This is a genomic window from Paraburkholderia sp. (assembly GCF_050742655.1).
Taxonomy (GTDB): Bacteria; Pseudomonadota; Gammaproteobacteria; order Burkholderiales; family Burkholderiaceae; genus Paraburkholderia.
In genome coordinates this window covers 282,162-296,299 of the sequence record NZ_JBOIGG010000001.1, presented here as the reverse complement: position 1 = coordinate 296,299, position 14,138 = coordinate 282,162, and the positions used below count along the sequence as shown (strand labels likewise).

The following is a 14,138-nucleotide window of genomic DNA, read 5'->3' as shown; positions in this document are numbered from 1 at the left end:
CATGCGCCGGACGCTGATGCAGCCGGCCGTTTTTGTTTTCTGGCCCCCGTCTACGGTTACTGTCCTTCACGAGGAGCTTCACATGGCACGCAACATCGAAATCAAGGCCCGCGCGCGGCAATTCGACCAGCTGGTCGCCCGCGCCGCGGAACTGTCGCCAGAAGCGCCGCTGATCTTTCGCCAGCAGGACTTTTTCTACGACGTGCCGCGCGGCCGCCTGAAGCTGCGGCAATTCGACGACGGTACGCCCGCCGAACTGATCTTCTACCAGCGCGACGACCGCGACGGCCCGAAAGCGTCGTACTACACGCGCAGCCCCGTCACGAACCCCGAGGCGATGCATTCGCTGCTCGCCACCGCGCTGACCACGCGCGGCATCGTGACGAAGGAGCGGCACGTGTACATCGTCGGACGCACACGGATTCATCTGGATCGCGTCGACGGGCTCGGCGATTTCGTCGAACTCGAAGTCCTGCTCGCGGAGAATGACGACGAGGAAGGAGGCGAAGCCGAAGCGCATGCGATGTTTACGAAGCTCGGCGTGCCGGAGGCCGATCTGGTCGCGGTCGCCTATGTCGACCTGCTCAACGCGGATACCGAGCCGCAGGCCGCGTGATCTCACGCGCGAATCGGGCCCAGCGAATCGGGTTCAAGTCACGCGGCCGCGCCGGCCGCGAGATGGCCAAGCGGCAGCGGGCCGTTGCGCTTGAACGTGGCGAGCACGATGTTCGAGCGCACGCTGTCCACACCTGGCACGCGCATCAGTTTCTTCATCACGAATGAAGACAGCGTGTTCAGATCCGGCGATACGATGCGCAGCAGATAGTCGGCATCGCCAACCACCGCGTGGCACTCGAGTACTTCGGGCAGCATGTCGATCTGCTGCTGGAACTGGTCGATGACCGAGTCGCCGTGATGCTTGAGCTTCAGGCTCGTGAACGCCGTGACGCCGAGGCCGAGCTTTTCGGGCCGCAGCACGACGCGGTAACCGTCGACGACCCCCGCCGCCTCGAGCCGCTGCAAGCGCCGGCCAATCTGCGACGGCGACAGCGGCACCTGCTCGCCGAGCTGCTGATGGGTTGCGCGGCCGAAGCGCTGCAGCACGTCCAGCAGAGCAAGATCGAAATGATCCAGTTCAAGCATGAAATTCCTCCGCACCGGTTCGCGATTTCATGCGCGATTGTCGCATCGGATGGATAGTCGGCGCTAACGACCGCCCCAAGCGCGGGCGATGCAGGCAAAAGCAGGCGCCGCGGAAAAGCGTGAGAATGGAACGCACGGGGCGCGCATCCGGACCGACCGCTGACCGTCGACTGTCGTTGCGGCGCGCGCCGTACCGCCCATCACGATTCGCGCACGGCATCGCCCGCGCGCCCGCAGGTGACGCCATGATCCAGAAACTGTCTTCCGAAGAACGCGCCGCGCAAGTCGCCGGCCTCACCGGCTGGACCGTCGTGACGGACCGCGACGCGATCCGCCGCCAGTTCGCCTTCGCCGATTTCAACGAAGCGTTCGGCTTCATGACCCGCGTCGCGATCAAGGCGCAGCAGATGGACCATCACCCGGAGTGGTTCAACGTGTACAACAAGGTGGACATCACGCTGTCGACGCACGAAGCGAACGGCGTGACCGAACGGGACATCGCGCTGGCCCGCTTCATCGACGGTGTGGCGAAGCTCGCGTCGCGCTCGTGACGCACGAAAAACGCGGCCAAATGGACGACCAGGCGCACGACGTACCGGCTGAAAGCGGTTTGGAGGTTGGCGGACGCTTAAACCTTCAGTTCTACAGGCCGTTCTTAAGGCGGACGTAAGAATCCCACGCGTCGCGCGCTTTGGGGTCCAATCCTTCCGGCGTGAGGGCCGCCTGACGCTGTACAATCATCAACGCATATGGCTTGGAGAGCGCGCTAGCCTCCTTGCACAGAACGAGTTCGTCGCCACTCGAAGGCGAGCGGGCGCGCCAGAAGTTGATCGCGGCTTCCAGTTCGTTGAGCGTAATATCGGACATGATTCTCGTGGTGGCGGTGGCGCATCGCGCGGCAACGCGGCACGGCATTCCGTGCGGCGCGCGTCCGGCGAATCGCGTAGCTGGTATGCCTAACCCATTGTACTTGAGCGAAATCCATGCGACTCCTTCTGATCGAAGATGACCGTCCTATCGCACGCGGCATCCAAAGCAGCCTCGAACAAGCCGGCTTCACGGTCGACATGGTCCACGACGGCATCTTCGCCGAACAGGCTCTCACGCAAAACCGCCACGAACTGGTCATCCTGGATCTGGGCCTGCCCGGCATCGACGGCATGACGCTGCTGTCGCGTTTCCGCCAGAGCAACCGGCATACGCCCGTGATCGTGCTGACCGCGCGCGACGAACTCAACGACCGCGTGCAGGGCCTGAATTCCGGCGCCGACGACTACATGCTGAAGCCGTTCGAACCAGCCGAGCTCGAAGCGCGCATCCGCGCCGTGATGCGCCGCAGCGGACCGCATGGCGACATGCCGCGTCCGGAAGTGTCGCTTGGCGGTGTGCGTCTGTCGGGTGTCGACCGCCGCATCTTCAACGACGACAAACCGCTCGAACTCTCGCCGCGCGAATTCGCCGTGCTCGAGATGCTGCTGCTGCGCCACGGCCGCGTGGTCAGCAAGGCGCAACTGCAGGATCACCTGACCCACTTCGGCGGAGATCTCGGCGATACCGCGATCGAAGTCTATGTGCACCGTGTCCGCAAAAAGCTCGAGAACTGCCGCGTCGAAATCGTCACGGTGCGGGGCTTCGGCTACCTGCTGCAGGAAATCCGCCAGGCCGCATAACTGCCGCGGCACGACGGCGTCGCTACGCGCTGGTCTCGGCCAGGCTCCGGCCACCGGTCGGCGGCGCAGCACGCACGGCAGGCACGCTATGATGCAAGCTGCCGTGCGCGCGGTGCCGGCTCCCGTCGGCGCCGCGCGGTTCCTCCGCTCACGATCCGCCGCCGGGCCCGTCGACGATGATGTCCCTTCCAGCCGCGAATAGCCTGCGGCGCTCGCTGCTGCGCCGCCTCGCCGCACCTCTGTCGCTGCTCGCGCTGATGAGCGGCCTGATCGCGTACTGGCTCGCGTGGCAGTACACGCAGCACGTCGTCGACCGCTCGCTCGCCGATATGGCGACTGCGATCTCGAAGCAGATCCAGATCGCCGGCCCCAACGCGTCGGTCACCGTCCCCCCGCTCGCGCAGGCGATGTTCTCCGATCCGGTCGAGCAGCTCGTCTACCGGATCAGCGATGGCGAGACCGAGATCGCCGGCGATCCGAAGCTGCCGTTGCGTGGCGTCAACGTGCGCCGCATGCACTATGCGTACGTGTTCGAGACCGAGCACGAAGGCACCAGCGTGCGCGTCGCGCAGGTCCGGGTCGAGCAGCCGAACGGCGGCAATCCGATCGTCATCGAAGTCGGGCAGCCGGTACGTCACCGGTTCGAGATCGCCGCCGAATTCCTCGTCGCGATCATGATGCCGCTGCTTTTGCTGCTGCTCGCCGGCTGGGTGATCGTCTGGCGCGTCGTAAACCAGCAGCTCAATCCGCTGACCGATCTCGCCGACTCGCTGAACCGGCAGACCCACACGTCGCTCGAACCGGTCGACGAAACCTATGTGCCGGTCGAAATCCGCCCGCTCACCGGCGCATTGAACGCGCTGCTCGGCCGCCTGAAAAGCGCGCTCGACGCGCAGCGCAAATTCATCGCCGATGCCGCGCACCAGCTGCGCACGCCGCTCACCGCGGTGAAGCTGCACGCGGAACAGGCCGCAATCGCACGCGACCCGCAGCTCGCGCTCGCGGCCGTGCGCGAACTACGCGCCGCCGCCGACCGCGCGGTGCGGCTGTCCAATCAGCTGCTATCCCTTGCGAGAGCGGAGCCGGGCGAACAGGCCGCGCGCTTCGTGAACGTCGACATGGCTGTGCTCGCGTTCGAGACCGGCGCCGAATGGGTCCCGCGCGCGCTCGCCGTGCATGTCGACCTCGGCTTCCAGCGTCTCGACGATCCCGAAAACGCGCATCCGTTAATCGCGCGCGGCAATCCGGTGCTCCTGCATGAGGTGATCGCGAACCTGCTCGACAACGCGTTGAAGTACGTGCCGCCCTCGCGGCTCGACGGCGGACGCATCACGGTGACGGTGTCGCGAGTCGACATCGACGGTACGGATACCGCTGAAATCGTCGTCGAGGACAATGGGCCCGGCGTGCCGAAGAACCAGCAGGCCGATCTGTTCAAGCGCTTCTTCCGCGGCGACGGTCAGAGCGACGGCAGCGTCGACGGCGGCGCGGGCCTCGGCCTCGCGATCGTTCACGACATCATGGCGTTGCATCGTGGCAGCGTGCATTACGAAGACGCGGCCGAGGGCGGTGCGCGCTTCATCGTGCGCATTCCGCTCGTGATGGGCGCGGGCGTCGTGGCCACTCCGCGCGAAGAACGGCGTGTCGAAAAAAAATCGGCGCACCAGGCGCCGATCGATTTCTAGCCGCGTCGCGCGCGGTTACTTCTCGCGGTTACTTCTTTTTCCTGCTCTTCTTCGGCGCGTCCTTTTTCGATTTTTCCGCCTTGTCCGGCCGCGCGAGCATGGTGCCCCGGCACTTGCGCGCGCCGCAGCGGCATTCGTACTCGCGCTTGAGCTTCTTCGTCTGCTGCTCGTCGATGACGAGGCCGTAGTCGTAGAACAGCTCTTCGCCGTCGTTGACGTCGCGCAGCGCGTGGATGTACACGTGCCCGTCGATTTCCTCAGCTTCGCAGTTCGGCGCGCACGAATGATTTATCCAGCGTGCGCTGTTGCCGTCCACCTTGCCGTCGATCACGCGGCCGCTGTCGAGCGCGAAGTAGAACGTGTGATTCGGTTCCGCCGGATTATGCGGATGACGGCGCAAAGCTTCCTTCCACGAGATCCGTTCGCCCTTGTATTCGATCACGCGTTCGCCCGACGCGATCGGTTCGGTGGCAAACACGCCTTTGCCATGCACACCTGAACGGCGCACGGCGATCCTGCGTGAACTCATTGAATGAATCCTTGTGAAAAACGGGGATGAGTGGTGCGGCCATCGTGACACGGGGCCGCTACGTCTGCCGCTGTAAAAGCGGCGATGCGCGACGCACTGGCTCTCGTTGCGCGCATAGCAAACGCGGCGCCTTGCGGGCGCCGCGTCGACCTGCGACGCATCTGCGTCACATCCGGCATCGTACACGGTCGGGCCGGCTTCGTTCAACCGTCAAAAAGACGGACATGCGTGAAACGCGGTGTTTAACCGGGACCGCCGCGCACAGACTCAACGCTGACCGAACGAAATGTCGCCGAACAACGCCTTCTGCTCGCGCGGCTGCGAACGCCAGTATTGCGGCGGCGCTTCGACGCTTGCGCCGAGCTGCGCGGCCGCGTGCCACGGCCAGCGCGGATCGTAAAGCATCGCGCGCGCCATCGCCACCATGTCGGCCTCGCCTTCCGCAACGATGCGCTCCGCGTGTGCCGGGTCCGTGATCAACCCGACCGCGATCGTCGTGAGACCAGTGGCCTCGCGGACCGCGCGCGCGAACGGTACCTGGTAGCCGGGCTCGAGCGGGATCTTCTGCAACGGCGACACGCCGCCCGACGACACGTCGATCCAGTCGCACCCGCGCTTCTTCAGTTCTTCGGCGAACGCGACCGTGTCGTCGATCGACCAGCCGCCGTCGACCCAGTCGCTCGCCGACACGCGCACGCCAACGGGTTTATCGGCCGGGAACGCGGCGCGCACGATGTCGAAGATCTCGAGCGGAAAGCGCATGCGGTTTTCGCGCGAGCCGCCGTATTCGTCGGTGCGCTGGTTGGCGAGCGGTGACAGGAACTGATGCAGCAGATAGCCGTGCGCCGCGTGCACTTCGAGCGCATCGATACCGAGCCGAGCCGCCCGTCGCGCCGATGCGGCAAACGCTTCGCGGATCCGGTTCAGACCTGGCGTGTCGAGCGCGAGCGGTGGTTCTTCACCCGCCTTGTGCGGGACCGCCGACGGCGCATGCGGCAACCAGCCACCGGCCGACACAGGGATCAACTGACCGCCATCCCACGGCGTGTGGCTCGACGCCTTGCGCCCCGCATGCGCGAGCTGCATCGCGACCGGAATGCGCGAGTAGCGGCGAATCGCGGCGAGCACCGGTACGAGTGCCGCCTCGGTCGCGTCGTCCCACAGACCGAGATCGCCTGGTGTGATGCGGCCGTCCGGTTCGACGGAAGTCGCTTCGATGCACAGCAGGCCCGCGCCCGACAGCGCGAGATGACCGAGGTGGATCATGTGCCATGCGTTCGCCTCGCCGCGTTCGGCGGAGTACTGGCACATCGGGGAGACGACGATGCGGTTCGGAAGCGTCACGCTGCGTAGCGTGAGCGGAGAAAAGAGAGCGCTCATGAATTCGGATCCGGTGAAGCCGAGGAGCGATCGAGAATAGCACCGCGACCGGATTGCTGCAGGGCGGTACGCGACGCTTACGGCTTCGCTTCGACCTGATCGAGCCACTCGCCGAACATCAACCGCGCGGCGGCTTCGAGACCGGGCCCGAAGCGCGCGGTGTCGTCGCGCAGTTGCCGCACGTCGAGGCCCGCCGCGGCGATTTCGCTCGCGTGACCGATCAACCACGGCTCGAAGTGGTCGGTGCGAACCTCCGGATGACACTGCAGGCCGAGTACGTGGTGCCCCCATGCAAACGCCTGGTTTTCGCACACCGCTGTCGATGCGAGACGCGTCGCGCCGGCGGGCAGATCGAAAGTATCGCCGTGCCAGTGCAGCATCGACGTGTGCGCCGCATCCAGATGACGCACCGGCGACGCGCGACCCGCATCGGTCAGCGTCAGCGGCGACCAGCCGATTTCGCTCCGTGCGCCACGATAGACGCGCGCGCCGAGCACCCGTGCAATGAGCTGCGCGCCGAGACAGATGCCAAGCGTCGGCAGACCGGCGGCAATCCGTGTTTCGATTTTTTTGACGAGTGGAACGAGCGTCGGATAGTGCAGGTCGTCGGACGCATTGATCGGTCCGCCGAGCACGACCATCAGTGACGGCGCCACCGGGTCCGGCGCCTCGATGCGCGCAAAGCCGACGTCGAGATAGCGCACCGGCCGGCTACGCTCGCCGAGCACCAGCTCGAGACTGCCCAGATCCTCGAAGTGCACGTGGCGGATGGCCAGAACTTCGTCATTCATCGGCGGCTTCCGTCGTCAGGTTGGCGAATTGGCGAATGACTCGAACTGCGCGCCACCGGCCAAAGCCCGCGCGGCGCAGGGGCCGCCCGTTTGGGGGCAACCGTCGGCGCAGTGTAGCGGAGTCGGACTCAGGCGTGTTGCGTGAAGATCTTCCAGGTCTTCTTCTGCGTCGCGACGTCGGCGGTCTCGTGAACGGAGCAGTCGAGACGCAGGTCAGTGTCCGCGAACGACAGGTCGAGCAGCGCGCAACGATGCGGCACCTTCTTCGGATTCTTGCTCGGAATGAAATTCGTGCAGGTCACGCACATACGGTGCGACGGAATGTCGCCCTGCACTTCGAGCTGCCGGATGGTCTTCAGCAGCGTGCGATAAAGCAGCAACTGCTCTTCGTCGCGCAGCGTGCCTACCGCCTTCGCGAGAAAGTCTGGCCATTGCGCCGCACGCTTTGCCGCCGTGCGACCGCGTGCCGTGAGGCGTACCGCGAGTGCGCGGCCGTCGTCGAGCGCGCGGCGCTTTTCGACGAGACCCTTGCCTTCGAGCGTGCTGACCGCATCGCTCGTCGTGGCCGCCGTCAACGCCGTTTCGCGCGCGATTTCGCCGAGCCGCATCGGTCCGCGACGCTGCATCAGCAACACGAGAATTTCGCCCTGGGTCGGCGTGAGTCCCGCACCTTCCGCCCATTCCCATGCCTGGCTCCGCATGGCCGTGCTCAGTCGTAACAGACCATGGGTCACCCGTCCCATTGCCTGTTCTCCGTAAACGCCTTCGCTCATGATCTGTGTCTGGTTGTTGACAGTATTTCGCTGCGTGGTCAGTCGTCGTGCGCCGGATCGCAGGCAGCCTTGTGGGGGCAAGTTCCGCCGGAGTCCCGACGGGTCGACTTCAACTATCTCTAAAAATACCGCAAAAACAACCTGCATAACCGCCGCGTGACTCTCGCTTGCGCGGATGAAAGCCTCGCGCCGCTGCATGACGTTCGCACCGCGAAACGCCATTCTATGCGAGTGCGGCGAATCGCACAGCTAAGTTATCCCATGCAATCTGTGGATAACCCTGGGAAAAGCCCGCGAATAACGTGTGCGCCGTTTCTTGACAACGTTTGCACGACGCAATGGACCGATCGGGTTATCCGCATTCCGCCCGCTTCATGCACCCGCGATCCGCGTAGTTATCTCGCGCGCAGCACGATGATCTTTCAGGGATTTGCCGCGTTATCCACAGAAACAGCCTGTGCTTGTTAACTACTACTACAGACGTATACGTCTATTTTGGTAAACCTTTTAAGAACCCGTCGACGAAAAGAAAAAACCCGCGGGCCGCGGGTTTTCGAAGATTCGTCGTAAGTCCTTGCGAAATATCACCTGCGTGTGACGTGCGCGTTACGTGGTCATTACATGACCGTTAAGCCCGCCACTGCAGACACTGCTGTCGCACTGCTTCGTGCAGCGACTTTTCTTCCGTGACGACGCCGCGTAGCCACGTTGCGTCGTTGGTCTGGCTACGCGCGATCGTCCCGATTTCTTTCAACGCCTGAGTGGAGCCGAGCGCGTCGGCATGTGGCGCGATGCGCTCGAGCGTTTCGATGATGTCTTCCGAAATCGTCTTGCGCTCGCCTGTCTGCGGATTGATGCAGGTGCCCGCGAGACCGAAGCGGCAGGCCTCGAAGCGGTTGAACGTGTAGACGAGGTAGTCGTCCTCTTTCGGCATCAGCGGTTTGTCGAGCAGCAGATGGCGCGCGAGCGTCTGGATATAGCACGCGATCGCCGCGGCGCGATCGACGGAAAACGGCGTGTCCATCACTCGCACTTCGATCGTGCCGAAGCCCGGCTTCGGCCGGATGTCCCAGTAAAAATCTTTCATGCTGTTGACGACGCCGGTCTTGACCATCTTCGAGAAATATTCTTCGAAGCTGTCCCACGTCAGCACGAACGGCGCGCGTCCGGACAACGGAAACGCGAATACCGAGTTCAGGCGTGCCGAGTGAAAACCCGTGTCGACACCCTGCACGAACGGCGACGACGCCGACAGCGCAATGAAATGCGGAATGAAACGGGACATCGAATGCAGCAGGAATAGCGCGCTGTCCGAATCCGGGCAGCCGATGTGCACGTGCTGACCGAACACCGTGAACTGCTTGGCGAGGTAGCCGTAGAGTTCGGACAGGTACTGGAAGCGCGGCGTATCGACGATCTGCCGCTCGCTCCATTGCTGGAACGCATGGGTACCGCCGCCGCACAGGCCGACGTTCAGATGGTCGGCGGCACCGACCAGCGTGTCGCGAATCGTCCGCAGATCGGCGACCGCCTGTTCGTGCGACGTGCAGATTCCGGTGGACAGCTCGATCATGCTTTCGGTGATTTCCGGCGTGATGTTGCCGGGAATCTTCTCGTCCTTGACGAGTCGCATCAGATCGCTGCCGGCTTTCGTCAGGTCGTAGTCGTGCGTGTTGACGATCTGCATTTCGAGCTCGATACCGAACGTGAACGGTTTCGAATCGACAAAAGTTTCAAGTGACATGGCATCTCTTGGGTCGGATCAGCCGGCCCGTTCGTCTCGAACGGGCACAGCCTGGAACAAAACAATGCGTGAGGCCTGGTCCGCGCTCAGTCTGCGTCCCGACGCTCACCGACGAGCGCAAGGCTGCGATACACGAGCCACGGCCCGACGATCTGCAATACGACGATCGAGCACATCACGACGGCTCGCAGCATCGGATCGAAGTTCGGGTAGAGCGTGTACGTATCGTCGACGAGCAGATACGCGAGCGCCGACATCGGCGACAACGACAGGCCGAGTGCGACGCCCTGCTTCCAGTTCAGACCGCTCGGTTTCGCGAACGCGAGCACGCCGACCAGCTTCGCCACCAACCGCGCGACGATCAGTCCGAGCGCCGCGACGCCGCCGAGCGCGATGTCTTTCCATTCGAACGTCGTCAGTGTCAGCACGAACAGGATCACCGTCAGCAGCCAGCCAGCGGTGCCGAAATGCTGCGGCCACAGCTGCGGACGCTCGTCGAGATTCTTCACGATGATGCCAGCCGCGAGCAGGCTCAGGATCGTCGACAGTTTGAACACATGTGCGATTGCGATCGCGAGCAGCACGAGCCCGAACAGCGCGACGAACGAATGCTCGTCCTGCATGTTCATCCGGCGATAGAAAAAGTTGCACGCACGCGCGAGGCAATACGCGAGGATCAGCGAACCGATCAGCAGATACAGCGGCTGCAGGATCGTCGCGAACATGTTGCCGTACACCTCCTGATGCAGCCAGCTCGACGCGAGCTTCTCGATCACGACTGCGTACATGCTGTTCAGCGCGGTGAGCGTCATCAGACGCTGCGTGACCTGACCTTCCGCGCGCAGTTCGGTTTTCAGCTGGATCACCATCGCGGGCGACGTCGCCATCGCAATCGAGGCAAGCACCATCGCGACCACCGTCGGCACGCTGAGGAACAGCAGCACGGTCAGCACGAGCACAAAGGTCAGCGTCGCTTCGGCAACGCTCGACAGAATCAGCCAGTAGTTGCGACGCATCCAGCGCAGATCGAGACGGCTGCCGAGTTCGAACAGCAGCAGACCGAGCGCAACGTCGAGCAGCGGACGCGCGGCGGACGCGGATGCAGCATCGATTACACCGGCACCGGCCGCACCGGCAATCAGGCCGATGATCGCGTAACCGGAAATGCGCGGCAGACGCCACGCGCGATAGCAGAGTTCGCCGCACAACCCCGCGGCGAGCAACGCGAGGCCAGCCCAGAAGATCGCGTCGGGCGTGAGCGGCCACGCGGGAAAGAATGAAAACGCCGACTTCATCGTGATGGCTTCTCCTTGTGCAGCGACAGCCCTACGCACGGAGTGTGCGGTAGACGATGGCCCGGGGAGCGTACACCGAGTGTGTGGCCGGTATGCGCTGCGTGCCGATCGACATCGCGGACTGTCAGCGATCGGATGAATACTGAACGTGCCGGCACTGCATGTGCATGACGGCCTGCTGCGCTGACACCGCGCAGCCCAGGCAGCCGGCCCGGGTGAAAGAACGCCGTCGACCTTGCAATCAGATTCTGATTGACCGGCAACCGTTCCGTTGATGCGTCGGTCACTTGAAGCGACGGGGACGCGGGAAGAACGGCGATTGTGCCATAGCTTTTTCGGACTCGACGCAAAACGCCTCGAACATCGCTTCGAGGCGGTAAAACGAACCGTCGTTGCTGTATGCAGAGGAAAAACCGACCGGGCTAGCGTGCATTGCAACATCGATCCGGCTGCGTTTGCGGCGTCGAAGCATCGTTCGACATCAGCCGGTCGATACGCCCTTTGGTTTAAAAGGTTTACTCGTATGTATACGTAGTAGCAGTTAACAAGGGTTGCCCTTTTCTGTGGACAACCCCGGTTTACCGAAAGGAATCATCCGTTTGTCGAACGCATAACCGGATGCGAAGGATGTGCGGTCGCGGCGGGTTGTGAGGCGTAACTTTTCGGTGCAACGACGTGTAGCGAAGTTACCCCGTTTACGTCCACATCGGTTCCACACGAGATGCGCACGCAATTCGACTGGTTATCCACAGCGATGCGTGGATAACCTTGTACGTCGAGGACGGGGTTCGCAGATTGAGTTCAGCGCACTGTGCCGTGCCGCAGTGCGCGTAACAGGAAGCGTGCGGGATCGATGGCATCGGCGAGGTCGCGTTCGATCGGCCACGGCTCGCCTTCGACCTGCGAGGCGATCAGTTCGGCACCGAGCGCGGCCCATACGAGGCCGCGCGATCCATACGCGAACGCGGCATAGAGACCTGGCGCGCGAGGCAGGTCGAGCGGCCAAGCGCCGCGGAGCCGGTCGGCATCGCGTGCGGCGACGGTCTCGTCGGCGAGCTGGCCGATCATCGGCATGCGGTCGCTCGTAACACAGCGAAACGCGACGCGACCAGGCAGCGTCGCCGCTTCGTGAGGATCGAGTGCAGCCGACGGCATCATCCTTGCAAGCCGCTCGACGTTGTCGATGTGGTCCACTGCGCGCAGCGACGTGTCGGTGTCGTCGATATCGTAGGACGCGCCAGTCAGTGTGATGCCGTTGGCGAGCGGCACGGCGTAGCCTTCGCCGATTACCGGCAGATGGGGAGATGCGATGCGGTCCGGCAGCAGCGTCAACTGGCCGCGCACGCTGCGCGTCGGCGCATGTTGCAGCCCGGCGACGCGCGCTGCTTCGTGCGCGTTCGCGAAGATCACGACCGGCGCGATAGCGACGGTGTTGCCCGACGTATCGATTACCGCCCAGTGTTCGCCTACCCGCTCGATGCGCGCGACGTCGACGCCAAAACGTCGCTCGAGCCGCTCACCGGCCGCTGCGTATTGCGCCGCGCACAACGCGGCCGGATCGATCCAGCCGCCGCGCGGATGAAACCATCCGCCGTGCGCGAGCGGCACGCCCGCGAGACGCTGCGCGTCGTCGCGCGATACCGGCATGACGTAATCGCGTGGCCATCCGAATGCAGTAAGCGCGTTCGTCATGCTGTGCCATTCGTCGTCGTGCGCGGCGAGTTCGAGCAGACCGTTCGTGCTGCGCGACAGCGGCAGTCCTGCGCGTTCGAGCAGGGCCCAGCGCTGCAACGCATACGCGAAGCCCGCGCGCGTGATGCGCGAAGCGACGCTGTCGTCGCGCGATAGCAGCGGATGAAACACGCCCGCGGGATTGCCCGACGCTTCGCGAGCGACAGCGGCATGCCGCTCCAGCGACGTCACGTGCCAGCCGCGCGCAGCGAGTCGTTCGATGACTGCGCAGCCCGCGAGACCCGCACCGATCACGACCGCGTGACGGCTCTCGACGTCGAGCGGTACCGGCGGTTCGTAGCGACGCACGCGCCAGCGCGGCGCAAACCGGCCGACCAGCATCGCGCGTTTCCAGCCGAAACCGGCCACCTTGCGATACTCGAAGCCGGTCTGCATCAGTGCGCGTTTTACGTCGCCGGAGCTGGTGTAAGTCGCAAACGTTGCGTCGTCGCCGGCGATGCGCGCGAGCATCCGGAACAGCAACGGTGTCCACAATTCGGGATTTTTCGCGGGCGCGAAACCATCGAGATAGAACGCATCGGCACGTAGCCACAGCGAAGACAGCGTCGTCGTCGCGTCGCCGAAGACGAGCGTCAACGTGACGAGACCCCCTTCGAACTCGAGACGGTGTGTGCCTGGCACGAGCATCGGCCACGCGTCGGCGAGACGATCGGCGAGCTCGGCCAACGATGTGCCTGCAACGGTCGCGGCATACGCGGCGCGCAGATCGTCCGCAGTGAACGGATGCTTTTCAGTCGACACGAGATGCAGACGTTCGCAACGCGCCGGGTCCGCGCGCCACGCGGCCCACGTCGTCAAAAAGTTGATGCCCATGCCGAAGCCCGTCTCCACGATCGTGAAAACGCGGCGGCCGCGCCATCGTTCCGGCAGTCCGTTGCCTTGCAGAAAGACGTATTCCGCCTGCTCGATACCGCCGACGGCGCTGTGATAAATGTCGTCGTGACGCGGCGAATACGGGGTGCCGTTGTCGCGGAACGCGAGCGTTGCGGGGATGAGCGGGTCAGTCATGCGTGATGAAAAAACGGCGATGCGACATCGGACGATGGCCCGGAAAGCCGCGCCCCGTGGGGTTTTTACGAAGTTCCATTCATGCCGGCAACGCGTGAATCGTTGGCAAAAACCAACGTCAAGTGTGCACTGGAACCGTACCAAGCCGTCCGATGGATGCCGCGGAGTTGAAAAAACGGCACTTTCGTTACCGGATCGGGCAAAGAACGCTGTAATTCTTCGAAACCCTTATCCTGTATGGGTTTGCGCTGCGCTATCATAGCAAGCGCCGCGAAGGGAAGCGGCAGCGCGGCCGTCATGCAACACGTTGCGCGACGCGTCTGTCCGGAGCGCCTCCGGAGCCGTCGCTGCTCAACGGCGCGGCGCGC

The 14,138-nt window shown here is 63.9% G+C and carries 15 protein-coding genes; 5 read left to right on the top strand and 10 right to left on the bottom strand.

From position 1 onward, the window contains the following. The first annotated feature begins 82 nt into the window (after window positions 1–82). Window positions 83–616, top strand: coding sequence for a class IV adenylate cyclase (locus ACREXZ_RS01280; RefSeq protein ID WP_431762200.1), 534 nt, complete (start codon window positions 83–85; stop codon window positions 614–616). Between the two features lie 38 nt (window positions 617–654). On the opposite strand, the gene ACREXZ_RS01275 is transcribed toward ACREXZ_RS01280, so the two are convergent. Next, a complete protein-coding gene (locus ACREXZ_RS01275) occupies window positions 655–1,143 on the bottom strand; it encodes an Lrp/AsnC family transcriptional regulator (protein ID WP_431762199.1) in 489 nt (162 codons plus the stop codon). 245 nt (window positions 1,144–1,388) lie between these two features. On the opposite strand from ACREXZ_RS01275, the gene ACREXZ_RS01270 reads away from it, so the two are divergent. Continuing rightward, the gene (locus ACREXZ_RS01270; protein WP_431762198.1) at window positions 1,389–1,694 is read left to right on the top strand and encodes a 4a-hydroxytetrahydrobiopterin dehydratase; all 306 of its coding nucleotides are present in this window, start codon (window positions 1,389–1,391) and stop codon (window positions 1,692–1,694) included. Window positions 1,695–1,785: 91 nt separating this feature from the next. Here ACREXZ_RS01270 and ACREXZ_RS01265 read toward each other — a convergent pair whose 3' ends face one another. Beyond that, window positions 1,786–2,010, bottom strand: a complete 225-nt coding sequence (locus ACREXZ_RS01265) for a DUF3717 domain-containing protein (RefSeq protein ID WP_431762197.1) — start codon at window positions 2,008–2,010, stop codon at window positions 1,786–1,788. Between the two features lie 116 nt (window positions 2,011–2,126). Here ACREXZ_RS01265 and ACREXZ_RS01260 point away from each other — a divergent pair, with 116 nt between their 5' ends. Continuing rightward, the gene (locus tag ACREXZ_RS01260) at window positions 2,127–2,813 is read left to right on the top strand and encodes a response regulator transcription factor (protein ID WP_074262960.1); all 687 of its coding nucleotides are present in this window, start codon (window positions 2,127–2,129) and stop codon (window positions 2,811–2,813) included. A gap of 179 nt (window positions 2,814–2,992) precedes the next feature. Continuing rightward, on the top strand, window positions 2,993–4,498 hold the full coding sequence (locus tag ACREXZ_RS01255; protein ID WP_431762465.1) for a sensor histidine kinase N-terminal domain-containing protein: 1,506 nt from the start codon (window positions 2,993–2,995) through the stop codon (window positions 4,496–4,498). A gap of 28 nt (window positions 4,499–4,526) precedes the next feature. Here ACREXZ_RS01255 and ACREXZ_RS01250 read toward each other — a convergent pair whose 3' ends face one another. The 6 genes from ACREXZ_RS01250 to ACREXZ_RS01225 all read right to left on the bottom strand — a co-directional run bounded on the left by ACREXZ_RS01250 (window position 4,527) and on the right by ACREXZ_RS01225 (window position 11,010). Continuing rightward, entirely contained in the window at window positions 4,527–5,027 is a 501-nt protein-coding gene (locus tag ACREXZ_RS01250; RefSeq protein ID WP_431762196.1) for an SET domain-containing protein, read from the bottom strand. A 267-nt stretch (window positions 5,028–5,294) separates the two neighbouring features. Beyond that, window positions 5,295–6,407 (bottom strand): NADH:flavin oxidoreductase/NADH oxidase, encoded by a 1,113-nt coding sequence (locus ACREXZ_RS01245; RefSeq protein WP_431762195.1) that lies wholly within the window; start codon window positions 6,405–6,407, stop codon window positions 5,295–5,297. A 77-nt stretch (window positions 6,408–6,484) separates the two neighbouring features. Then, complete coding sequence (locus tag ACREXZ_RS01240) at window positions 6,485–7,198, bottom strand: glutamine amidotransferase (RefSeq protein ID WP_431762194.1); 714 nt, start codon at window positions 7,196–7,198, stop codon at window positions 6,485–6,487. A gap of 128 nt (window positions 7,199–7,326) precedes the next feature. Beyond that, window positions 7,327–7,971: a MarR family winged helix-turn-helix transcriptional regulator gene (locus tag ACREXZ_RS01235; protein ID WP_431762193.1), complete on the bottom strand. Its 645-nt coding sequence runs from the start codon at window positions 7,969–7,971 to the stop codon at window positions 7,327–7,329. Between the two features lie 628 nt (window positions 7,972–8,599). Further along, window positions 8,600–9,715 carry a YbdK family carboxylate-amine ligase gene (locus ACREXZ_RS01230; protein WP_431762192.1) on the bottom strand — a complete coding sequence of 372 codons (1,116 nt, stop codon included), beginning with the start codon at window positions 9,713–9,715 and terminating at the stop codon, window positions 8,600–8,602. 86 nt (window positions 9,716–9,801) lie between these two features. Next, window positions 9,802–11,010 (bottom strand): cation:proton antiporter, encoded by a 1,209-nt coding sequence (locus tag ACREXZ_RS01225; protein WP_431762191.1) that lies wholly within the window; start codon window positions 11,008–11,010, stop codon window positions 9,802–9,804. A 42-nt stretch (window positions 11,011–11,052) separates the two neighbouring features. On the opposite strand from ACREXZ_RS01225, the gene ACREXZ_RS01220 reads away from it, so the two are divergent. Then, window positions 11,053–11,181: a DUF3039 domain-containing protein gene (locus ACREXZ_RS01220; protein WP_431762190.1), complete on the top strand. Its 129-nt coding sequence runs from the start codon at window positions 11,053–11,055 to the stop codon at window positions 11,179–11,181. A gap of 630 nt (window positions 11,182–11,811) precedes the next feature. Here the strand turns inward: ACREXZ_RS01220 and mnmC are convergent. Further along, complete coding sequence (gene mnmC / locus ACREXZ_RS01215; RefSeq protein ID WP_431762189.1) at window positions 11,812–13,770, bottom strand: bifunctional tRNA (5-methylaminomethyl-2-thiouridine)(34)-methyltransferase MnmD/FAD-dependent 5-carboxymethylaminomethyl-2-thiouridine(34) oxidoreductase MnmC; 1,959 nt, start codon at window positions 13,768–13,770, stop codon at window positions 11,812–11,814. 65 nt (window positions 13,771–13,835) lie between these two features. Further along, on the bottom strand, window positions 13,836–14,069 hold the full coding sequence (locus ACREXZ_RS01210; protein WP_431762188.1) for a hypothetical protein: 234 nt from the start codon (window positions 14,067–14,069) through the stop codon (window positions 13,836–13,838). Between the last annotated feature and the right edge of the window lie 69 nt (window positions 14,070–14,138).